The organism is Thermanaerothrix solaris, from assembly GCF_032334255.1.
GTDB lineage: Bacteria > Chloroflexota > Anaerolineae > Anaerolineales > Anaerolineaceae > Thermanaerothrix > Thermanaerothrix solaris.
This window is the reverse complement of record NZ_JAUHMF010000001.1, coordinates 1,400,229-1,422,871: the sequence shown is the minus strand read 5'-3', so window position 1 is coordinate 1,422,871 and position 22,643 is coordinate 1,400,229. Positions and strand designations below refer to the sequence as shown.

Below are 22,643 nucleotides of genomic sequence, written 5' to 3'. Positions count from 1 at the left end.
ATGGCTCAGCCTGTAACCTTGGATCGTGCAAGCCAAAAGGATGTTCTTCTGACCACAAAACGCGAAAGCCTGTGGCAAGATGCCCTGCGCCGGTTGGTGCGTAACCGCGCGGCAGTGATCGGCGGGGTGATTATTCTAATCCTCTACCTAACCGCAATCTTTGCCGATAAGATCGCCCCTTATCCTTATGAAAAGCAGACCCTGGTGGATCAGAACAAGGTTCCGGCCTGGATGCTTAAGGTGTTCCCTACCATGCAGCCCTATGCCAAAATCTCGGATAAGTATCTTTTAGGGGCGGACTATGTGGGGCGTGATCTTTTCAGCCGGATCGTATACGGGACGCGTGTTTCGCTAACCGTTGCGCTGATCGGACCTCTCATTAGCCTCTTTATCGGCGTGATTTACGGCAGTATTTCGGGGTACTTTGGGGGGCGCCTGGATAACATCATGATGCGCATCGTGGATGTTTTGTACGCCTTCCCGGGGTTGCTGTTTATCATCCTGCTCATGGCATTCTTCCGCTCTACGTTGGCACGACCTGAGCCAGGCACATTTGCCTACAGCATCAGCCAGTTAGATGCGCGTATGGGGGGCATGTTGTTTATCTTCATTGGAATTGGTCTGACGGCGTGGGAGACGATGGCGCGCCTCACCCGTGGACAGGTGCTTTCGATGCGCGAGAAGGAATTTGTTGAAGCAGCCCGCACCATTGGCGCTACTGACTTGCGTATCATGTTCCGCCATATTCTGCCCAATATCGTTGGTCCGTTGGTGGTGGCGGAGACGCTTGCAATCCCCGGCTACATTACAACGGAAGCGTTTCTCTCTTTCATTGGGCTGGGTGTCAACCCGCCCACGCCTTCCTGGGGTTCCATGATCTCCGAGGGCGCTCAAGTTATCCGCACCTACCCCAACCAAACCATTTTCCCAGCGTTAGCGCTGGCGATCACCATGTTTGCGTTCAACTTCCTGGGCGATGGCTTGCGCGATGCGCTTGATCCGCGCCTGCGCGGAACCCAGTGATCTTTTAGAGGGGCTTATTCGTAGTTCCAGAACTCGCACCCTAAGAATTGAGGTCGTTAGCCCGCCGCGCTGAGGGATTTGCCAACTCTCAGGGCGGCTTATCCTATTAATTCCCAAAGGAGGAGGTTGCAATGCGTACTAAAGTCTGGATGGCCTTGAGTGTTTTACTCGCCCTTACATTGGTGTTGGCAGCCTGCCAACCCACTGCACCCACCCCGCAAGTCATTGTGGAGACCGTGGTGGTTGAAGGGACGCCTAAAGTGGTCGTCGCCACGCCCCAGGTCACACAACCGGCCGAGCAGCGTAAAGTCTTGCGCCTGGCTTGGGGTCCAGGGGATATTCCCACGATTGATACGGCGCTGGCGGTGGATGTCATTTCTATACAACTCATTGACGAGATGACGGTGGGGCTGACACGTCAGAACGAACAGACGGCAGAATTGGAACTGGCAATGGCCACGGATGTTAAGACCTCGGATGATGGGCGAACTTACACCTTTACGATCAAAGAGGGCGTGCCCTGGGTGCGTTACAACGGGAAAGAGGTCGAGCAGGTGCTGGATTGTGAGGGTAACCCACGCTATGTAACCGCTTATGACTTTGAATATGGCATTTTGCGCACCCTCAACCCGGCCACGGCCTCGGATTATGCATACGTGCTGTACGGCATTGAGGGGGCCGCGGCTTACAATCAGGGGGAAACCGAGGATCCCAGTACTGTCGGGGTCAAGGCGCTGGATGCCAAGACGTTGCAAATCACGTTCGTTGAGCCGGCGGTGTATAACCTCAACATTGCTGGTCTGTGGGTGGCTCATGCGCAGCCCAAGTGGATTATTGATGGGGATGATTGCACCGAAGGGCGCGGCGAGCGCTGGACGGAGACGGGCTTCTACCAGGGTTATGGGCCGTTTACGCTCAAGGAGTGGGTACACGACTCTGAAATTGCCATTGTGAAGAACCCCTTCTGGCCAGGTGATGCAGTTGTACCCTCACCCAAGATTGATGAGGTGCGTTGGAAACTGGTGGATACTTCGGGTGCCTTAGCCGAGTTTGAAACGGGTAATCTCGATGTGTCGGGCATCCCCTCAGGTGACCTGGATCGCATTCTCAATGATCCGAAATACGCAGATATGCTGCGTAACACCTATACCCTTGGGACTGAATTCTACGCCTTCAATACCACTAAGGCCCCCACCGATGATGTGCGGGTGCGGTTGGCGTTGGCGCTGGCCGTGGATCGTGAGGCGTTGGTCAAGAATGTGACCAAGACAGGCGAACCGGCGCGCTGGTTCACGCATCCGGGTGTCGCGGGTGCTCCCAAACCGGAGAAATTCCCCAATCTGGGCCTCACGTATGACCCCCAGCGGGCTAAGGCATTGCTGGATGAGTATTTGAAGGAAAAGGGCCTCACCGCTGATCAGTTGGATATTACGCTCATGTTCAACACCAGCGAATCGCACAAGCGTAAAGCCGAGGCCGTGCAAGCGATGTGGAAAGAGACCCTGGGGATTAATGTCAAACTGACCAATCAAGAATGGAAGGTCTACCTGAAGCAACGCAAAGCAGGCAATGAGAACATTTATCGCGGTTCCTGGGTGCAGGATTACCCCGATGCCAATAACTTCCTGCGCGAGGTGTTTACCGATAATAACGGCACACCTGGGGCTTACCAGGACGTGGTGAACTGGCCGGTAGCTGAAAACGCCGAAGGAATGATCGTTTATACGCCCGGGAGTAACCCGCTCTATGACAAGTTTGTCGAGTTGGTGAAGGCAGCGGCCAGAGAAACGGATCCGGAGAAACGCATGCAGTTGTATGCGGATGCCGAGAATATTCTGGTTAATGAAGCTGCGGTAGTCCTTCCGCTTTACTGGTATGCGGATAAGGTTCTGGTCAGCCCGCGGGTGGTGGATACACCCTCCATCACCGGGTATGACCGATACGAGAAGTGGGATATCAAGTCCTGAGCGGGTACTCGCTTGGATCGTTTGACAGCCCCTGGGCCAGCCGGGGGCTGCCTTTTTTAACGCGGTGCGAGAATTGTGGTTATAATGGGGAAGCCTTCTCTCAGATAAAAGGGCTGAAAGGCACCATCATTGCGGAGAATCTTATGATCGGGACTTTCACAGATTGGCGCAGGCGGATAGGCGTCTGGGTGATTATGACCCTTATCCTGACGGCATGTCAAACGGCTGGGATAACCCCTGACCAGCGCACGCCAACGGTTGTCAATACATCTGCCCCCACGTTTTCTCCCACTCCAACTCAACCCCCCAAGGTGTTAACCGTGTGCCTGGGTGAGGAACCACAAACGCTATATATTTACGGGGGCAATAGCCGTTCGATGTGGAATGTCTTAGAGGCCATTTATGATGGACCAGTGGATTGGGTCAACGGCCAACCGACGCCGGTAATCCTGGAGCGCTTGCCCACCCGAGATAATGGCGATGTGGTTGAAGAACGCATCACCGTCAAAGCCGGGGATGAGGTTGTCAATGCTGAAGGTCAGGTGGTGCCTCTGGAAGCGGGTGTTCAGGTTTTTCCGGCGGGATGCCGGGATGAAGGGTGCGCCCAAACCTGGGATGGCACGACACCGCTGGAAATGACGCGCCTGCGGATCACCTTCCATCTGCGTGCCGGTGTAACCTGGTCGGATGGGCAACCCCTGACTGCGGAGGACTCGGTCTTTTCGTATCGCTTAGCCGCCGACCCCCAAACCCCCACCTCGAAGTTTTACGTTGATCGCACTGCGGAGTATCAAGCCCTAGATGCACAAACGGTGCTCTGGATGGGAAAATCCGGCTACTTCCCCCGTGATCATGCGGCGCTCTTCTTTATTCCCCTCCCGCAGCACATTTGGGGTAATTACACCGCTAAAACGTTGCTAAGTGCTGAGGTAAGTACTAAATACCCGCTGGGTTGGGGACCCTACCTGATCGAAACCTGGCAGCCTGGTGAGGTTTTACGGGTTCGACGCAACCCGAACTACTTTCGGGCCAATGAAGGTCTTCCTAAATTTGATGTGGTGGAGTTTCGTTTCTTGGGCGAGCAAGCCGACAACAATCTCTATGCCTTACTCCACGGCGCCTGTGATATTGTAGATCGTACCGTGTTGTTGGAGAACCAGCTAAAAGACGTGTTGGAAGCCGAAAAAGCGGGCCAGATTCGCCTGTGGCGTATTTTGGGGCCGAATTGGGAGCAACTGGTTTTTGGCATTCGTCCTGCGGCTTATGATGCGGGTTATTCCCCCTATGGGGGGTATCGCCAGGATATTTTTGGGGATGTACGCGTACGTCAGGCGTTTGCCTATTGCCTGGATCGGGAGCGGGTGAATAAAGAGATATTCCTGGGGCAGAACCAGGCGCCGGTGGGCTTTTATCCCCCTGACGATCCGCGTGCCCTCGTCACTGAGAATCCCTATCCTTATGATCCACAGCGCGGGCAACAGTTGCTGGAGACCGTGGGTTGGATAGATGATGATGCCAACCCATCTACCCCGCGCGTGGCGCAGGGCGTGCCCAATGTGTTGGACGGCACACTGTTGACAGTAACCTACCTGACGACCAACGCACCCTTACGCCAAAAAGTGGCGACGATTCTGGCCGAAGGTTTGCGGGGGTGTGGTATCGGGGTCAATGTGCAGTTCTTGGACCTCGGAGATTTCTACGCCCCGGGCCCAGAAGGGCCACTTTTTGGGCGCAAGTTCGACCTGGCGGCTCTTTCCTGGCAAAGCGGTGAAGGTTCCCCGTGCTTTCTTTACTTGAGCAGCCAAATTCCCGATGCCAGTAATCATTGGTTGGGTGTCAATCTGTCGGGATTCAGCGATCCCGAATATGACCGCCTCTGCCGGGCGGCACTTGATGCGAATCCCAATGAGATTGAAACTTATCAAAGCGCCCAGCGTGCCGTGCAGGAGTATTATCTACAAGCCCTGCCATCGGTTCCCCTGTATTTTTCGCTAGATTTGGTGGCGGCTCGCCCAGACATCTGCGGCTTAGCTCCTGATCGAAGCAGTCGCAGTGATATTTGGAACCTAGAGGCGTTGGATCGTCTACCGAATTGCCCGCAATAAGGCCTTAAATCGGCTGGAACAATAACCACACTCCCAGCAGTGACACCATTGCACCCAGGACAGCACGCGGTGTTAACCGCTCCCCGCGCCAGGCGGCTAGAGGGAGGACAAAAATCGGGCTGGTGGCCAGAAGAGTCTGGACGATACCGGCGGCGGCATAGGTGAGAGCCACTTGTTGCAGCCACATGGCTAAGTAAGTGCCTAAAAACGTTGCAGCGAAGGCATAACCCCAAAAGCGGGGTTGGACCTTAAGGGCGCTAATTTCTAGTCGTATTTGAGCCGTGAGGATCATCCACAGCAGCAGGCCAACCACTCCGGCGGCTAGACGAATGACGGCGCTTTGTAGGGCGTTGACCGAGGTGGTAAGAAAGACTGCTCGTGAGAGAATGACCGCGCCGGATTGAGCCAGTGCTGCGGTGAGTCCCCAAATAACCCCGCGCCAGCGTACCGGGGTCTGCCCGTGGGTCTCGGATGTACGTTCACTGATCACCCACGCTACGCCGGCAGTGGTGATGGCAATGCCTCCCCAGGCCCAAAGGGTAAGGGCCTCGTGCAAGAGGATCAGGCTGAGCAAGGCCGTCATCGGCGGTGCGAGGATGGATAAAAGCAGTGTGTGGCGCGGCCCGAGATCATTTAATGCGGCGAGGTAAGCCGTATCCCCCAGGGTAATCCCAATCAGGCCGCTCAACCCCAGCCAAAGCAGGGTAGAGGGGGTAAATGCGGTCATGTTTCCGGGCAGGACCAGAAGGGTTAATCCTAACAGGGCTAGACCACAGATTCCTTTGAAGAGGTTAAGGTGGAGCGGGGGCAACCAACGCCCGGCTTGCGCAAATAAGAAGGAAGCAGAAGCCCAGAAAAAAGCGGCCAGAAGGGCAGCCAAAGCGCCTAGAGTTGGGATGATCATGGCGGCAATGCTCCGGAAAACAGGATGGTGTAGCGGGAATTGTCTTGATTTTACCCCTTAGTGCCTATAACCGAAAAAAGATCGGTGCAAGGTGGCGACTAGGCAGAGGGTTTCAAAGGTGTGGTATAAATAAACAAAAGGGCATTCGATAGGATTCGGGATTGCCTTGGGAGGATGCCAGTGGTTGGTCTGGGTGATGCACGGCGTGCAAATCGCATTGACTGGGAACGTCCGGTGCAGATCATCGCTCCGATTTTGGCGGCGGCCAAAACGATTAATGTCAGCGCAGTGGGAATGTTGCTTTTAACCGCCGCTGATGCGGCTCTGAACGTGGGGGATGAGGTAGCGTTAGAAGTGCCGCATCTGGATGCCAGCGACCCGCTCATTGTCCACGGGCGGGTGGTACGCCTTGAACGAGCCCCGGATTTCTTGCGCGTCGCTGTGGATTTTACATAAAGCGTTTCACTGCCAAAAACAAGTTGGCAATTTGCACCCTTGACTCAAAAGGGTAGAGGGTTTGTAAAAACCTTGGACAATTACAGTTGACAATTTTTACTAATGATAGTAATATAATCTAGAAAATCTAATATATTCGGGCTGGTAAAGGGCCTGAAAAACTGAAAGGATTGTTGATTATGGGAAAGCCATTCGAACTACCTGAACTGAAATACGCTTATGCGGCTTTAGAGCCGGTCATTGATGCGCGGACGATGGAGATTCATCATACTAAACATCATGCTGCCTATGTTAATAACCTCAACAAGGCGCTGGAAAGTGCGCCCGAGTGGTTTGACCATCCAATTGAGGAAATTCTGCGACGGATTAACGAAATCCCCGAGTCTATTCGCACCGCGGTGCGCAATCACGGCGGTGGCCATGCCAATCACTCCCTGTTCTGGGAAGTGATGATTCCAGGCGGAGCGAAGGAACCTCATGGCGCATTGGCGGAAGCAATTAACGCTACGTTTGGTTCTTTTGCCGCGTTTCAGGAACAGTTCAGTAATGCGGCCATCACCCGGTTTGGCTCCGGCTGGGCCTGGCTGGTGGTAGATGGGGATAAAAAATTGCGCGTTTATTCCACACCCAATCAGGATAGCCCCTACATGGAAGGGCATACCCCGATTTTGGGGCTGGATGTATGGGAGCACGCGTACTATCTGAATTACCAGTGGCGCCGCCCCGATTATGTTAAGGCCTGGTGGTCGGTGGTCAATTGGGATGTGGTGGGCCGGCTTTACGAGCAGGCGCGCTAGTTAATCCCTAACACAACTATGGTAACAGGGGCGGGGAAAAAGGCTTCCCCGCTTCTGTTTATGGGACGTTCTTGCCGTTTTGATCAATGGTTGCCGTCAGGTGAGCGCCAAGCAGTGTGATCAGGCTGCTAACATACATCCAGACCATGAAGACCACGACCGTACCCAAAGAACCGTAAATAAGTTCATACCGCGCCCAACCACTGCTCAAGTAGAAGACAAAAGCACGCTTGGCGATTTCCCAGCCCAGCGCCGCAAAAAGCGCGCCCCATATAACCGCTCGCCAGCGCACCGAGGTGTTGGGGATCCAGGCATATAAACCCAGGAACATCAGAAAGGTGAAACTCCAGGGTATCAGCGTGGAGAGCGCAGTCCAGAGCAGGGTTTGTTCCAGTGGGACGCCGTTGCGCACCGGCAGGTGGGATTGGCGCAGGAAGTTGATCAGCGGGGTTGAAGCGAGGGAGAGGATTAGCAAAAGGATGATGAGGAGCACCATCAGCAGGGCCATTAGCCGGGTGCGTATAAGATCGCGGGGCTTAATACCTTGCCAGGCATAGTTGATATGGCGCACCAAGGTGTTGAAAAAACTGGTTGCCGACCACAATGCTCCCAACAGACCGATTAATCCATAAGTGCCACGGCGACTAAGCACTTCTTGCAAAGTACGTTCAATCAGATTTTGGGCAGCGGGCATGGTCTCGATGACCAATTTGAGCGTTACTTGATAGGCATCCTCTCGGCGCAGTACGAAGCCTAAAACCGAGATCAGGATCAATAGAAGGGGGAAAAGAGAAAAAAGGGCATAATACGAGAGGCTGGCGGCAGCTTCTGCCCCGCGGGCTTGGCTGAAGCGCAAGACGGTCAAGCGCAGAATATGCAGGCTTCCGCGGCTCAGGCGGTTGGCACGGCGGTATAACGTGCGCAGTTTGAGGTACCCATTCTGGGCAAAGTGAGTGTAGCGGGCAAATTTTTGGGATAGGTCAAGAGGCATCACGGAAAACTCAAGGGCGATTAAGTCTCTGCCACCAATTTACCATATTCGCCCCGGTTTGGGAATTGAAAGGGCTGTCATCTGGTACAATTCTCTAACAAAATGCTGCCTGGTGGGTGTGAAACGTGACCGAATCCGATGTGACCATTGAGAGAAGATCCCAGGTTGTCAAGGGTATGCGCATCCTGGTGGCGCGGCTGCTGGAGCAAGGGGTACGCACCACGGGATTGTGGCTACTGAATCTTTTTTGCCGGGTGGTTCTAGATCGGCCCTTGCAGCGGCTCTCACAGGTTGCACCGGGGGTATTTGTGGGAGGACAATTTAAAGCACGGGGTAAACGTGTTCTTGAGCAATGGGGGGTTGAGGCAGTCGTTAACTTGCGCCAAGAGTTTGATGACCATGCCGCCGGGTTGGCACCCCCCTATTACCTTCACTTGCCCACCATTGACGACCAAGCGCCGACGCTGGAGGATTTGAACACGGGGGTCAAATTTATTCATTCCCAAATTGAGGCAGGACGTAAGGTTTATATCCACTGCGCGTCAGGCGTGGGGCGGGCACCTACACTCGTAGCGGCTTATCTTGTCAGCCTGGGATATCCGGTGGAGCAGGCTTGGGCGATTATTCGCCGTGTTCGGCCTTTCATTCGCCCCACTGCGGCGCAGTATGAGCAGGTCGAGCGTTTTGCACGGTGGTGGGTTGAGCAAGCACGCACATCCTCGCTCGCATAAGTTGTAAAAACCGCGCTAAGGGTATTGACAAATTAAACCTAAAAATCTCCAAATTCGCTATAATGAAGGCGGAAAAGGAGGTTAAGTGCGTTTAGAATACCCCATACCCCCGTCTTCTGAGATCACGCCGGAGGCCCTTTATCTTTCTCGGCGCCGTTTTCTGCAAAGCGCGCTAACGCTGTCGGCGGGCATTGCGCTGGCCGCGTGTCTGCCCCCGTCACGCGAGTCGTTCCCTGATAGGGCCGGAATAACTCCCCAGGCTACCGGGACGTCGGATGAATTAGGTGATCCTCTGACGCCATTTGAAGCAGTGACCAACTACAACAATTATTATGAGTTTTCAACCGACAAGCAGGCTGTAGCTCATTTGGCGCGTGATTTTCCTTACCAGCCCTGGTCCGTGGTCATCGGTGGTTTGGTGCACCGACCGCAGACACTGGGGATTGAAGATATCTTGCGTCTTTTTCCGCTGGAGGAACGTGTTTATCGGTTGCGATGTGTGGAAGGATGGTCTATGGTGATCCCCTGGTTGGGGTTCCCCCTGCGCCAGTTGTTGGAGCGGGTTGAGCCGATGGGCAGTGCGCGCTACGTTCGTTTTGTGGCGATTTATGATCCGGAACACATGCCGGGGCAGAAAACCGGCCTGTTCCCCTGGCCCTATACCGAGGGCTTGCGCCTGGACGAAGCCATGCATGACTTAACCATCCTGGCCTTGGGGCTGTATGGGCAAATGCTCTTGCCGCAAAATGGCGCCCCGTTACGCTTGGTTGTGCCCTGGAAGTATGGATTTAAGAGCATCAAAGCCATTGTGCGGATCGAACTGACTGAAGAACAACCTACCACATTGTGGTCAACCGTGGCACCGCAAGAGTATGGCTTCTACGCGAATGTCAACCCGGATGTCCCGCATCCACGTTGGTCACAGGCCACTGAGCGGCGCATTGGCGAGAGTGAGCGTCGTCCCACCTTGCTCTTCAATGGATATTCGGAGCAGGTGGCGGGGTTGTATCAGGGGATGGATTTGCGGTTAAACTATTGAACCGGGCCATGATGAAAGGTCTGACCCAGCAGACCAGGGCACGGGGGTGGCGATTGGCCGCGGTGCATGCCTTAGGGTTGGCGCCTCTGTTTTGGTTGGGGATCAATTTGGCGTGGGGGGCATATTGGGTTAATCCCTTACAGGCAGCCATACAACGGAGTGGGGATGCGGCTATTTTGTTGCTGCTGGCTTCGCTGACTTGCACACCGTTGAGCTGGTGGCGCGGTTGGGTCTGGATCGGGCGTTGGCGGCGTCCCTTGGGACTTTATGCGTTTGGATATGCTTTGCTCCATGTTAGCCTCTATGTTGGGGTAGATTACGGGTTAAATTGGGCTTGGTTAGGTGGTGAATTTGGCGAGAAACCCTATTTATGGTATGGTGCAGGGGCATTCCTGATCTTGCTTCTTCTGGCGTTGAGTTCGCCGCACTGGATTCAACGTTGGCTCGGAAAAACCTGGAAGCACCTGCATCGCTGGGTTTATTTGGGCGCACTTCTGGCATTGATACATTTAGGGTTGGTGGTCAAGGGTGATCCGTTGAAGTTGCGGGGGGATGTATGGAAACCGCTCCTGGTCGGTGTAGGGATGGGCGTGGTGTTGGGGGCGCGTTTGCTTCGTGTGGTCATCCGGAAGTTACGTCAAGGATAGCACGGACTGACACGCGCTGAGGGAGTAGACATGTGTCCATGAGGTCGGACGTATGACCTGAAATATGACTGAATTGCTCCACATGGGCGGTGTGGATGCGGGGGGTGTACCATAAAATGAGAGTATCCATGACCGAATAAAAAGGAGAAAACCCCATGGAGACAACGACCCGTGATGCGCGACTTGCCGCTTTGCCTAAATTAAGTGAGATCAATCGGGAAATAGCGGTTTTTCAGCATGCCGATACCCGTCGAGCCATCTGGCAATTGGCGAATACCCTTATTCCCTATGGGTTACTTTGGTACCTCATGTACCGCAGTTTGGCTATCTCATATGCCTTGACGTTGGGCTTAGCAGTTTTGGCAGCAGGATTTCTGGTCCGGGTTTTTATCTTTTTTCACGATTGTGGTCACAATTCGTTTTTCCCCTCTACCCGCCTTAATCGCTCGGTGGGATTCTGGTTAGGAATCCTGGTGTTTACCCCTGGTGAGCAGTGGTGGCATTCCCATGCCATTCATCATGCGACCAGCGGAAATCTGGACAAACGCGGTGTGGGCGATGTCACTACCCTCACCCTTGAAGAGTTTTATGAAAAGGCCTGGCTGGAGAAACTGGGGTATCGTTTCTTCCGCAATCCCCTGGTCATGTTCATTTTAGGGCCAATATTTATGTTCCTGATCATGCATCGTTTACCCTTGCCGCGCTACGGCAAGCGCCAAATGCGTAGCGTTTGGCTGACCAACCTGGGCATTGTAGCATTAGCCGCCGGGCTAATTGCGCTGGTAGGTTGGAAGGCGTATCTCATGATCCAACTCCCGGTGATCTGGATAGCGGGCACGGGTGGAATCTGGCTCTTCTACATTCAGCATCAGTTTGAAGATGTTTACTGGGAGCGGGCCGAGAACTGGAACTACGTGGCCTCGGCATTATTAGGGGCATCCTACTACAAACTCCCCAGAGTATTAGAGTGGTTTACCGGCAGCATCGGTTATCATCACATCCATCACCTTAGCCCGCGCATTCCAAACTATTTCCTGGCCGAGTGTCAGCATCGTTCGCCGATTTTGCAAAAATGGGCACGCGTCGTCACGATTCCTGAGAGCCTGCGCACCGTGACCCTCAAGGTGTATAACAAGTCGCGTTATCGCATGGAGGGCTTCCCCAAGGTCGAGCACGAGCGGGCGGATGAACCGCGGCGGCAGAAGAAAGCGGCTTCAGCCAATTCCTCATAGTAATGCCACTCTTTTGGGGTGTTCAGCACAGACCGGCTAATGAAGTGTTAGCCGGTCTGCGTTTTTCTGTGCTATCATTGAGGCAATTCGCCCAGTTGGGGTTTAGGTTGCGAGGAAACCATTCAATTTACTCATAACCATCGTGGAAGGAACAAGAACCCATGGTCTGGCAGCGACAACGTGCTCCTTTGATGACGCGCTGGAGTGAGGCCTTATGCCCCGATTGTGTTTGGCCGGAATATCCCCGTCCCCAGTTGGTGCGGGAGGATTGGTTGAACCTGAATGGGGTCTGGCAGTTCGGCATTGCGCCGCGAGCACAGGCAGTTCCTCCCACTTTCAAAGGTGAGATTTTGGTGCCGTTTCCCATCGAATCGGCGCTTTCGGGGGTGATGCGTCCGCTTCAGCCCGAGGAGCGCTTATGGTATCGGCGGATGTTCACGGTGCCAACAGCCTGGGAGGGGAAACGCGTGTTACTGCACTTCGGTGCGGTGGATTGGGAGGCAGAAGTTTGGGTCAACGGCCAGCGGGTAGGAAAACATCAGGGAGGCTATTTGCCGTTTACCTTCGATATTACCCCTTATTTGCGTCCTGGAGAGCAAGAACTTGTGGTTGCAGTGTGGGATCCCACGGATGCCCATTGGCAACAGCGAGGCAAACAAGTGCGCCATCCTCATTCCATTTGGTACACGCAGGTTTCAGGGATCTGGCAGACGGTTTGGCTGGAAGCAGTGCCCTCTCGCTATATCGCCGGCTTGCGGATAACCCCTGATCTGGCAGCCCAGGCGGTGCGAGTAAAAGTGCTGGCCGGAGGCAGTGATATTTTGCGGGATATACATGTGGAAGTATGGGCGGAAGGGATGCGCCATGGTGAGGCGAGCCTTTCATCCTCTGAAGGTGAATTGGCGATTTCCCTGCCTTCACCACGTTTATGGCATCCCGATTCGCCGTTCCTCTATGATTTGGTAGTGACGGCAGAAGAGGATCGCGTGAGCAGTTATTTTGGTTTGCGCGAATTTCGCCTGGGGAAAGACATACATGGTCGAACACGAGTTTTCCTCAACGATGAGCCGCTGTTTATGTTCGGCCCGTTGGATCAGGGTTACTGGCCCGATGGGTTATATACGCCGCCTTCGGAAGAGGCGATGGAGTGGGAATTGAAACTGCTCAAGCAATTGGGCTTTAACATGCTTCGCAAACACGTTAAGGTCGAACCGGCCCGCTATTATTATGCCTGTGACCGCTTGGGCTTAATTGTGTGGCAGGATATGCCTAACGGCGGGCGAGCGCAAACCGGGTTTGAGGGATTGGTGACGCTTTTCTTGGGGGTGCATCAGGATGATCGGCGGGCGTTGTGGCGTTTTGGACGTAAATCCCCCGAATCGCGGGCTGACTATCAACGTGAACTCAAGGCGTTGGTAGATCATCTCTATCACTTTCCTTGTATCGGGGTATGGGTGCCGTTCAATGAGGGGTGGGGACAGTTTGAAGCCCGTGCCATTGCCGAGTGGCTCAAAGCCTATGACCCTACTCGGTTAGTGGATCACGCCAGCGGTTGGTATGACCAGGGGGGTGGGGATTTTGCCTCTTATCATATCTACGGCAAACCCCTGAAACCCATTCCCCCCACAGCGACGCGGGCCGTGGTGCTGTCGGAATTTGGGGGTTACAGCCTGGAGATTTGTAACCACCTCTGGAACCCGCGCCAGCGCTTTGGGTATAAGCATTTCCAGACCATTCCTGATTTGACGGCAGCCTACGAGCGCTTGGTGGATGAACAACTGCGCCCCTGGGTCGAGGCCGGGCTATCTGCCGCTATTTATACCCAAACCACGGATGTGGAAATTGAGGTGAACGGTTACATGACGTATGACCGGGCGGTGCTCAAGATGGACGCAGAGCGATTGCGAGCCGTCCACAAGCGGTTGATGACAAAAGCAGACCCCGGACTCTGAGAGGGGAGGTTACCCGTAAGAAGGTGAGAAAAGGGGACAAAAATAGGATGAATATCATATTCAAATATTTATATAAGCAGATATAATGGCAATACTTTATCTTGGTAAGGTTGCTTGATATATGAATGTGTGGTTTTATGTGATCTCCACAAGTGTGGTTTTTGTCTTTTCCGGATTACTGGCTATGGCTGGCCTAGGGGCGGCTTTTCTTTTTGTGCCTTTTTTCTACTACATGGGATTACCGCTTTCAGAAGCAACTCCAATTGCGCTTCTACTAAACGTGGTTAGTCTCTTCATGGCGGCGGTTAATTACGGCCGGGCCAGGTTGATTAATTTTCGGATGGGAATTCCCATCATGCTGGCGGCAGTTATAAGCGCTCCCCTTGGAGCACGATTAACCCCTTACGTTGCGCGAGATATCCTGCTGGCTCTGTTTGCGGCATTCCTGGTATTTGCGGGCTTTATGATGCTCTTCTACTCGCCTCAACCCCGTCAAAAGCCTCTCATATCCTGGGTGGAAGTAGGGGTAGGGATTGGTATTGGGATCGTGGCCGGGTTCCTGGGCGGGTTATTAGGGGTTGGGGGCGGCAATTTTATTTTGCCTGTTTTGGCTTGGATGGGATTAGACCCCAAAATTGCGGCTGGCACCACGGCAATGATTGTTGTGTTTTCATCGTTCTCGGGCTTTCTCGGTCATGTAAGCCTGGGTGGGCTTGAGCCACGGTTTCTTGCCATCATGGCGCTTGCTGCTGGCGCTGGTTCGCTGGTAGGGTCGTATTGGATGAAGACCCGTCTTTCCAGCCAGCAACTTAAACGGATCATTGGTGTCTTACTCTGGTTGATTGCGCTGAAAATGGTTTTCGATCTTATTTTCTAAATAAAGGAGGTCATAAAAATGTCTGAGATTTCTTTAGATGAATGGTTGAGCGGACGCGACTTCACGTTTTGGAGTAATGGCTATCATAAAATAGACCCGGCCCAGTTTTTTGATCTATGGGCAGAGGGGAAAGCCGTGTTGCTTGATGTACGCACTCCGGAAGAACAACGGTTCTTGGCCCTACCGTTTGCGATGGCAATCCCACTTCACGAGTTGCCTCAACGGTGGCAGGAAATTCCCCGCGATGTGTTGGTTGCTACATTTTGTTCAGGGGGTGATCGCTCCAATGTGGCTTTTACTTATTTGCGCAGTAAGGGCTTCGATAATGTGCGCATCTTTAAGGGGACGTATGCCGAATTGACGGCCGAATTGATGCCCGGAAAACTGCGTAAATATCTCGAAAAGCGTCAATCGGCTTGAAACCTTAACTTTCCGTAGGTGTTTCCCTCGCTCTATAAACCGGGCGAGGTTTTTTTGTTTGGACCAACTCTACCATCTCCCGGGAAAGCATCTTCGGGCTATAATTCTTTTGAGACTCAGGAGAAAGGTGATTTTTAACCCGCGTGGCCGATTCAAAACGTTTTGATCCGAAAAAGCATGCTATCTTGCTGGATACCTCGCGCGAAGCCAAGTGGCATCCGCGTGCTTTGCTCCGTGCCATTGGCGTGCAGCCGGGGCAGGTGGTCGTGGACCTGGGCTGTGGTCCGGGATTTTGGACCTTTCCGTTGGCCGACTTGGTTACTCCCAGTGGGGCGGTGTGGGCGCTGGATGGAAGCCGCGAAATGTTGGATGTACTCATTGCGCGTCATCCCCCACAGCAGGTGCACACCATGTGCGCGGAATTGCCTCGCATTCCTCTTCCAGCGGCAAGTGTAGATCTGATTTGGGCAGCTTTTGTGGTGCATGAGGTTGAACCCATAGATCATCTCATGCGTGATATGTTGCGGGTGTTACGCCTTGGGGGGCGGGTGGCTATTTTGGATTGGCGCCCGGATGCCGTTCATGAGGATGGTCCACCCCGTGCCCATCGCCTGCCGGCGGCATTAATTCGCCGCCATCTGCAAGAGGCCGGTTTTATAATGCGCGAATCCCCTTGGCAGCACGAAGATGCTTACCTGATCCTTGCCGAGAAAGTGGTGTAAGGGAAAGGAAACAATGCAAGCCACGGCATTAGCCCACCCGAATATTGCCTTTATTAAGTACTGGGGCAATCGTGATCCGGAACTGCGTTTACCGGCGAATGGTTCACTCTCAATGAATCTGGCCGGTCTCATGACCCGCACCCGCGTGCAGTTTGATCCAACGTTGGCTCACGATCAAATCTGGCTCAATGGTCAATTCTTGGAAGGACGTGCTCGCGATCGCGTGGTGCAGTTTCTGGATCTGATACGCGCCTGGGCGGGGGTCGCGCTGGCTGCTCGGGTGGAAAGTGAAAATAACTTTCCTGCCGGGGCTGGGTTGGCTTCGTCGGCGGCTGCCTTTGCGGCGCTGGCGTTGGCAACCACGGCGGCGTTGGGATTGCACCTGGATGAGCCCACCCTTTCTCGGCTGGCACGGCGTGGCTCAGGTTCGGCAGCGCGCTCGGTGCCGGGGGGGTTTGTGGAATGGCAGCCCGGTCGTGGTGATGCCGATTCGTATGCGTTTTCGATTGCTCCACCCGAGCATTGGCCCTTAATAGACTGTGTGGCGGTGATAGAGGCAACCCACAAGGCAGTAGGGTCGAGCGAAGGGCACAGGTTGGCGGCGACCAGTCCGCTTCAATCGGCGCGGGTGGTGGATACGCCGCGACGCCTTCGCCTCGCCCGCCAGGCCATCCTGCGGCGTGACTTTGAAGCCCTGGCCGAGGTGGCCGAGCAGGACAGCATGATGATGCATGCCGTGATGATGACTTCTCATCCTCCCTTGATCTACTGGCAAGGGACCTCGGTAGACCTGATGCGTGCAGTAACCGCTTGGCGCCGTGAGGGGGTAGCAGCTTTCTATACTCTGGATGCTGGGCCAAACGTGCACGTGATCTGTTTACCGCAAGATGCCGAGACTGTGAAAGCACGCTTAAAGGCTTTCTCGGGGGTGAAAGAGGTGATTGTGGCAGGTGTAGGTGGCGCAGCCAGGTTGATTGAGACAGAGGCATAGACGCGACTTTTGCTCTGATGGTTTAAAAGCGATATAATCAGGGTGCACACCACTTGTTAATCTAAAGGTAGGATGATGATCTTTCTAGAGTTTCTGATTTTTTTCAGCCTGACACTGTTTCTGCATGAATTCGGGCACTATCTGGCGGCGCGATTGTTTGGCATTCGGGTGGAAGAGTTTGGGTTTGGGTTTCCGCCGCGTTTGGTACGCTTATTTCGAGTGGGTGAAACCGAAGTCACATTAAACTGGATTCCCTTTGGCGCTTTTGTGCGCCTTTCGGGTGAAAATGATCCCAGCGTGCCCGGTGGCTTTATCAATGCCAAACCGCTAGCGCGCATTGCCGTGCTATTGGCCGGGCCGTTTATGAATCTGATGACCGGTTTGGTGCTTTTCAGTCTCTTTTTCCTGCGCGCCGGGGTGCCTGAGGTTACCAAGGTGATGGTGGACTACGTGGAACCCGATTCGCCTGCGGCTCTGGCCGGTATCCAACCCGGCGACCTTGTGCGTCAGGTAAATGACGTTCCCATCACTGGCATGGCTCAGTTAAGTCAGATCATCGCCCAGCATCGAGGGGAAGAGATTACCCTGGTCGTGGAGCGCACCGGTCAGCAAATCACCTTGCGTGCAACTCCGCGTCTAAACCCACCGCCGGGGCAAGGGGCACTCGGCATTCGCATGGTCACGCCCTGGCGGCCGGTCACCTCATGGTTTGAGACTCTGCCTTGGGCAACGCAAGCGACCTGGGAGGGCTTGGTGCAAATCCCGCGCTCGCTGATTGCAGCCGTGCGAGGAGAGGTACCCCCCGAACAAAGCCGGGTAGTCGGCCCGGTGGGGATTTATACCATCTTCTCCCAGGCCCGCGAACGTGATATTGAAAATGAGCAGGCGGGGGCAAGCCCGGTGGAAACCACCCTGACCCTGCGGCTGATGGCCCTGATCTCGGTGGCGGTGGGGTTTGCCAATCTATTGCCGATCCCAGCCCTGGATGGTGGGCGCATCCTGTTTGTTTTGCCGGAATTGGTGATTGGCAAACGCGTACCTCCGAAGTATGAGGCTTGGGTACATACGGTTGGGTTTGTGTTGCTGATACTGCTCTTCCTGTATATCACTGCCCAGGATATTATTAATCCAATTACGTTACCCTAGATCGAGGAAAGGAATGTCGAAAAAACCACGCAAGCAAGTTTCGTTTGACCAGGTGTTAGCGGCCCTGTTGGATACCAACCAGCCTTTTCCGGCCCGCTTTCTGCACCGTTTCTCGGATCTCAGCCCAGAGGACTTGGAGCGTTTGAAAAAGGTGTGGGGGCAGGTGCCGGTAGAACGCCGCGTCGCCTTGATGGAAGATTTGGAAATGCTGGCTGAGGCGGATACCCTGGTCTCGTTTGATGAATTGAGTAAGTTCGCCCTGGATGATGAGGAACCGCGGGTGCGTGCCGGTGCACTCAGTTTGCTGTGGGAATGTCAGGATCCGCATCTGATTAACAAGTTTATCCAAATGATGGAAGAGGACAACGACGAGATCGTGCGTGCTCAGGCAGCCTCTACGTTAGCCCAGTTTGTCTATATGGGTGAAGTAGAAGAACTTCCTGAGGCCACCTTGCACATGGTCGAGGATCATTTACTGTCCACGTTGAGCCGAGATCGTTCGGCGTTGGTTCAGTGGCGGGCGTTGGAGGCCTTGGGTTTTTCCAGCCGCCAGGAAGTGCCGACGTTGATCCTGCGTGCCTACACCAGCAACGACCCGGCCTGGATTGCCAGCGCGCTCTTCGCCATGGGGCGCTCGGCAGACCCGGCTTGGGGTCAGCATGTGGTGCGCATGCTGGATCATCCCGATTTCGATGTGCAATTAGAAGCCGTGCGCGCGGCGGGTGAGTTGGAGGTCGAAGAGGCCCGCGAGCCGTTGCTCAATATGCTGGAAGAGGGCATCGAAGATGAAGAGGTGCGCATGGCGGCGATCTGGTCGCTCTCGCAAATTGGCGGTGAGGGGGTCCAACAGGCTTTGGAGCGCCTTCTGGCAGAGACCGAGGATGATGACGAAGCTGCCTTTATCGAGGATGCCCTGGATAACCTGTCGTTCAACGAGGGTGTGATGCCGTTTGGCATGTTTGAATTCGAAATCCAGGATGAGAAAGACCTCGATCACATCATTGACCTCGAATCCGAAATGGATGATGAAGAGGATCTGGATGAGGATATGCTGGCGCGCCTGAATTGAAGCAAAACCCCCAGTGGGGAGGTAAGGCGATTGGGTTGGTTAGTTGTGGCGATATTATGGTGGCAGAGTCTGGGGTGGCCTCAGGTCGTAGGGGACACTATTATAGAACAGGCTTCTGCGGAACCGATATTTGGCGAGCGCGTGCTTTTTCAGGCGCATTTACGCCTTACAACTCCAGCGCAAGAGGTTGTGTTGCTGATTGCACCTGAGGGCCAGCCGCCCTTGACGGTAGCCCTAATGCCAGCTCCGGACGGGCAATTAACATATAACTGGGAACTGGTTGGGCGCAGGTTGACGCCGTTTTCCCACGTCACATACTGGTTTCAAGTCCGGCTGGCGGATGGAAAAGTGGTTGAAAGCCCTCGCTATCAGTTTATCTACGCGGATGATCGCTTTAACTGGCAATTCCTGGAAGAAGCGGGCATTCAGGTGGGGTGGGTAGAGGGAGATCTTACCTTTGGGCGGGCAGCACTTCAGGCGGCGCAAAACGGTTTGAAAAGTGCGCAATCCCTGCTGGATGTAGAGCCTCCCTCCCCGCTGCAGGTTTATCTCTACCCCGATATTCAAAGCCTGCAAAGTGCTTTGAACTTGAGCGGTACGCCGTGGTTGGCGGGTCATGCCAGCCCTGAAACGGGCATCGTGTTGGTGGCCATCTCACCTGGCCCGGATCAGGTTGCCGAGATGGAACGGCAGATTCCGCACGAAATTGCTCATCTATTGCAGTACCGGCTAATGGGGGAGGCTTATGGAAAACTACCGCTCTGGCTAACTGAAGGGATGGCCTCGTTGGCCGAACTCTATCCTAACCCGGACTATCAGCGGGCGCTTGATCGGGCTGTCCAAGAGGATCATTTGTTGGCATTGTCGAGCCTGTGTCAAGCCTTTCCGCGCGAGTCTGCTGCGGCTTTTCTGGCCTATGCCCAATCGGCTTCATTTGTGCGTTACTTGCAAGAGCGTTTTGGCCGAAGTGGCCTCACTACCCTGACCCGGGCTTATCAGGATGGCTTGGGTTGTGAGGAGGGGGTACAGGCTGGTTTGGGTTTATCACTGGCGCAACTGGAGCGGGAGTGGTTGGAGGATAGCCTGGGGGTCAATCCCTGGCGGCGAGCCTGGCGTCACCTGTGGCCCTACGTGGTGTTGGGAGCACTGATCATGCTCCCAGTACTGTTCAATTTGCGCGGTTCTTTTCCTCGTCATTCGCATCTTCCCCAAAAGGAGGAACCATGACCATGGAGACAATGCGTCTGCATGCCCGAATTCAAGGCCATGTACAAGGGGTTGGGTTCCGATACTTTGTGCAGGATCGTGCCCTTGCCCTGGGGTTGGTTGGGTGGGTGCGCAATACGTTTGATGGGGATGTCGAAGTTGTGGCCGAGGGGCCGCGAGATAAACTGGAAACCCTGCTGGATTACCTGCGGCGTGGGCCCCGTTCTGCTGTGGTGACCCAAGTGGATGTGGAATGGTCAGCCGCCAGCGGCGAATTCCGTCGTTTTGAGATTCGGCCCACCGCTTAAGACGCTTCCTCGCCGGCCAATAGGCGCGCTTTTTGCCACGGCGGAAGGTTGCTTTCTTCGGCTAGCAGGGCGCGCAACTCGAAAATCTGATCCCGCAAGATGGCTGCCTTCTCGAATTCCAGGTTTTTGGCGGCAGTTTTCATCTGTTGTTCCAGTTCGGTAATCAGATGCCGCAGTTCGCGGGCAGAAGCGGCACGGTGGGCAGCCCTGCCGGCGGTGTATTCGGCCCGCCCTTCGGCTACGGCAGTGGTGCTCAGCCGTTCAGTCAAATCGTGCACGGCTTTAACGATGCTGACCGGTTCGATGCCATGTTCACGGTTGTAGGCCATCTGTTTGGCACGGCGGCGGTTGGTTTCATCAATGGCTTGCTGCATGGCTTCAGTGATGCGGTCGGCGTACATAATGACATGTCCGTTCACGTGGCGGGCGGCACGACCGATGGTCTGGATGAGTGCCGTAGCCGAGCGCAGAAAACCCTCTTTATCCGCGTCTAGGATGGCAACTAACGAAACTTCGGGCAGATCCAGCCCTTCACGCAACAGGTTGATACCCACCACGACATCAAAGACTCCCAGGCGCAGGTCACGCAGGATGCCTACCCGTTCCAAGGTATCAATCTCGGAGTGCAGGTAATGCACTTTGATCCCAAGTTCCATCAGGTAATCGGCAAGATCTTCGGCCATGCGTTTGGTCAGTGTGGTGACCAGGGCGCGTTCACCTCGTTCGACGCGGTGGCGAATCTCTTTGACCAGGTCGTCAATTTGCCCTTGGGTAGGACGCACTTCCACGACCGGGTCGAGCAAGCCGGTAGGACGGATAATCTGTTCAACCACCTGGTCGGCGCGTTCTAGTTCGTAAGGGCCAGGGGTGGCGGAGGTGTAAATAGTGTAGCCCATGCGCTGTTCAAACTCTTCAAACGTCAGGGGGCGGTTATCGAGCGCCGAGGGTAAGCGAAAACCATATTCCACCAGTACCTCTTTGCGCGAGCGATCACCGTGATACATCCCGCGAATCTGAGGAATGGTCATGTGCGATTCATCTATGATTAAGAGATATTCGCTGGGCAGGTAGTCCATGAGCGTCCAGGGTGGTGAACCCGGCGGACGCTGATCCAAGTGGCGCGAATAGTTCTCGATGCCCGAACAGTAACCCACCTCGCGCAGCATTTCCAGGTCATATCGCGTGCGCTGTTCCAGGCGTTGGGCTTCGAGCAATTTGCCCTGGGCCCGTAGAAAAGCCAAGCGTTCTTCCAGTTCGTTCTCGATGTCTTGGAGCGCTTTTTGCAGGCGTTCCTGCTCGGTGATGTAGTGTTTGGCAGGGTAGATGGCGATCTGGTGGGGTTCGTGCAGCAATTCCCCGGTCAAGGGGTTGACAACCTGGATGCGTTCAACCTCATCGCCAAAGAAGGTGATTCGATAAGCCCGCTTTTCTTCATAGGCGGGAAACACTTCCAGGGTATCACCGCGCACGCGGAAGACGCCTGGTCGCATTTCAAAATCGTTGCGCTGGTACTGACTCTCAACCAACTGGCGCAGCAGGGCGTTGCGACGGTAGATGCCGCCGATTTGCAAGTCAATGACACTTTTGCCATAGGCTTGAGGATCACCCAAGCCGTAGATGCATGACACAGAGGCGACGATAATGACATCCGGTCGCGACATTAATGCCGTGGTGGCCGCCAGGCGCAAGCGGTCAATTTCTTCGTTGATGTCGGTCTCTTTCTCGATGTAAAGGTCGTGCTGCGGAACGTAGGCTTCAGGCTGGTAGTAGTCGTAGTAAGAGACAAAATACTCAACCGCATTCTCCGGGAAGAATTGCTTAAACTCGGCATAAAGTTGCGCTGCTAACGTCTTGTTGTGCGCCATGACCAGTGCCGGCATTTGCAACTCAGCGATAACATTGGCGATGGTATAAGTCTTGCCGGTGCCGGTGGCGCCCAGCAAAACCTGGTGGCGATATCCCCGCCGCACGCCTTCGACCAGTTGACGAATGGCTTCAGGCTGGTCGCCAGTGGGGTGGTAAGGGGCCTGCAACTTGAATTTCATGGGTCGCCCTTCTTG

Annotated in this window: 21 protein-coding genes; 18 read left to right on the top strand and 3 right to left on the bottom strand. The window is 54.6% G+C overall.

What is annotated here, in order from left to right; genetic code table 11:
• From QYE77_RS06560 to QYE77_RS06550, 3 genes are all read left to right on the top strand, one after another.
• Positions 1-1,023 carry an ABC transporter permease gene (locus QYE77_RS06560; protein ID WP_315624576.1) on the top strand — a complete coding sequence of 341 codons (1,023 nt, stop codon included), beginning with the start codon at positions 1-3 and terminating at the stop codon, positions 1,021-1,023.
• A gap of 131 nt (positions 1,024-1,154) precedes the next feature.
• Positions 1,155-2,990, top strand: a complete 1,836-nt coding sequence (locus QYE77_RS06555) for a peptide ABC transporter substrate-binding protein (RefSeq protein WP_315624575.1) — start codon at positions 1,155-1,157, stop codon at positions 2,988-2,990.
• Positions 2,991-3,133: 143 nt separating this feature from the next.
• Positions 3,134-5,095, top strand: a complete 1,962-nt coding sequence (locus QYE77_RS06550; protein ID WP_315624574.1) for an ABC transporter substrate-binding protein — start codon at positions 3,134-3,136, stop codon at positions 5,093-5,095.
• 4 nt (positions 5,096-5,099) lie between these two features.
• Here the strand turns inward: QYE77_RS06550 and QYE77_RS06545 are convergent, their stop codons facing one another.
• On the bottom strand, positions 5,100-5,999 hold the full coding sequence (locus QYE77_RS06545; RefSeq protein WP_315624573.1) for a DMT family transporter: 900 nt from the start codon (positions 5,997-5,999) through the stop codon (positions 5,100-5,102).
• A gap of 174 nt (positions 6,000-6,173) precedes the next feature.
• On the opposite strand from QYE77_RS06545, the gene QYE77_RS06540 reads away from it, so the two are divergent.
• Both QYE77_RS06540 and QYE77_RS06535 read left to right on the top strand, forming a co-directional pair.
• On the top strand, positions 6,174-6,455 hold the full coding sequence (locus tag QYE77_RS06540; RefSeq protein WP_315624572.1) for a PilZ domain-containing protein: 282 nt from the start codon (positions 6,174-6,176) through the stop codon (positions 6,453-6,455).
• A gap of 179 nt (positions 6,456-6,634) precedes the next feature.
• On the top strand, positions 6,635-7,252 hold the full coding sequence (locus tag QYE77_RS06535; protein WP_315624571.1) for a superoxide dismutase: 618 nt from the start codon (positions 6,635-6,637) through the stop codon (positions 7,250-7,252).
• 58 nt (positions 7,253-7,310) lie between these two features.
• On the opposite strand, the gene QYE77_RS06530 is transcribed toward QYE77_RS06535, so the two are convergent.
• On the bottom strand, positions 7,311-8,243 hold the full coding sequence (locus QYE77_RS06530) for a YihY/virulence factor BrkB family protein (RefSeq protein ID WP_315624570.1): 933 nt from the start codon (positions 8,241-8,243) through the stop codon (positions 7,311-7,313).
• Between the two features lie 125 nt (positions 8,244-8,368).
• Here QYE77_RS06530 and QYE77_RS06525 point away from each other — a divergent pair, with 125 nt between their 5' ends.
• The 13 genes from QYE77_RS06525 (at position 8,369) to QYE77_RS06465 (ending at position 20,583) form a co-directional block, all read left to right on the top strand.
• The gene (locus QYE77_RS06525; RefSeq protein ID WP_315624569.1) at positions 8,369-8,974 is read left to right on the top strand and encodes a protein-tyrosine phosphatase family protein; all 606 of its coding nucleotides are present in this window, start codon (positions 8,369-8,371) and stop codon (positions 8,972-8,974) included.
• 85 nt (positions 8,975-9,059) lie between these two features.
• A complete protein-coding gene (gene msrP, locus QYE77_RS06520; RefSeq protein WP_315624568.1) occupies positions 9,060-10,013 on the top strand; it encodes a protein-methionine-sulfoxide reductase catalytic subunit MsrP in 954 nt (317 codons plus the stop codon).
• Positions 10,014-10,021: 8 nt separating this feature from the next.
• On the top strand, positions 10,022-10,660 hold the full coding sequence (locus QYE77_RS06515; RefSeq protein ID WP_315624567.1) for a protein-methionine-sulfoxide reductase heme-binding subunit MsrQ: 639 nt from the start codon (positions 10,022-10,024) through the stop codon (positions 10,658-10,660).
• Positions 10,661-10,815: 155 nt separating this feature from the next.
• On the top strand, positions 10,816-11,892 hold the full coding sequence (locus QYE77_RS06510; protein WP_315624566.1) for a fatty acid desaturase: 1,077 nt from the start codon (positions 10,816-10,818) through the stop codon (positions 11,890-11,892).
• Between the two features lie 161 nt (positions 11,893-12,053).
• Entirely contained in the window at positions 12,054-13,844 is a 1,791-nt protein-coding gene (locus QYE77_RS06505; protein ID WP_315624565.1) for a glycoside hydrolase family 2 protein, read from the top strand.
• Positions 13,845-13,965: 121 nt separating this feature from the next.
• Positions 13,966-14,721 (top strand): sulfite exporter TauE/SafE family protein, encoded by a 756-nt coding sequence (locus QYE77_RS06500; protein ID WP_315624564.1) that lies wholly within the window; start codon positions 13,966-13,968, stop codon positions 14,719-14,721.
• An 18-nt stretch (positions 14,722-14,739) separates the two neighbouring features.
• Positions 14,740-15,141 carry a rhodanese-like domain-containing protein gene (locus tag QYE77_RS06495; protein WP_315624563.1) on the top strand — a complete coding sequence of 134 codons (402 nt, stop codon included), beginning with the start codon at positions 14,740-14,742 and terminating at the stop codon, positions 15,139-15,141.
• A gap of 143 nt (positions 15,142-15,284) precedes the next feature.
• Complete coding sequence (locus QYE77_RS06490) at positions 15,285-15,863, top strand: class I SAM-dependent methyltransferase (protein ID WP_315624562.1); 579 nt, start codon at positions 15,285-15,287, stop codon at positions 15,861-15,863.
• Between the two features lie 13 nt (positions 15,864-15,876).
• The gene (gene mvaD / locus QYE77_RS06485; protein WP_315624561.1) at positions 15,877-16,854 is read left to right on the top strand and encodes a diphosphomevalonate decarboxylase; all 978 of its coding nucleotides are present in this window, start codon (positions 15,877-15,879) and stop codon (positions 16,852-16,854) included.
• A 72-nt stretch (positions 16,855-16,926) separates the two neighbouring features.
• Positions 16,927-18,000 (top strand): M50 family metallopeptidase, encoded by a 1,074-nt coding sequence (locus QYE77_RS06480; RefSeq protein WP_315624560.1) that lies wholly within the window; start codon positions 16,927-16,929, stop codon positions 17,998-18,000.
• A gap of 13 nt (positions 18,001-18,013) precedes the next feature.
• Entirely contained in the window at positions 18,014-19,069 is a 1,056-nt protein-coding gene (locus tag QYE77_RS06475) for a HEAT repeat domain-containing protein (RefSeq protein ID WP_315624559.1), read from the top strand.
• Between the two features lie 30 nt (positions 19,070-19,099).
• Positions 19,100-20,296, top strand: a complete 1,197-nt coding sequence (locus tag QYE77_RS06470; protein WP_315624558.1) for a peptidase MA family metallohydrolase — start codon at positions 19,100-19,102, stop codon at positions 20,294-20,296.
• On the top strand, positions 20,293-20,583 hold the full coding sequence (locus QYE77_RS06465) for an acylphosphatase (RefSeq protein WP_315624557.1): 291 nt from the start codon (positions 20,293-20,295) through the stop codon (positions 20,581-20,583). Before QYE77_RS06470 ends, QYE77_RS06465 begins: the two co-directional genes overlap by 4 nt.
• On the opposite strand, the gene uvrB is transcribed toward QYE77_RS06465, so the two are convergent.
• Positions 20,580-22,628, bottom strand: a complete 2,049-nt coding sequence (uvrB, locus tag QYE77_RS06460; RefSeq protein WP_315624556.1) for an excinuclease ABC subunit UvrB — start codon at positions 22,626-22,628, stop codon at positions 20,580-20,582. The two genes, QYE77_RS06465 and uvrB, sit on opposite strands and share 4 nt — an antisense overlap.
• Between the last annotated feature and the right edge of the window lie 15 nt (positions 22,629-22,643).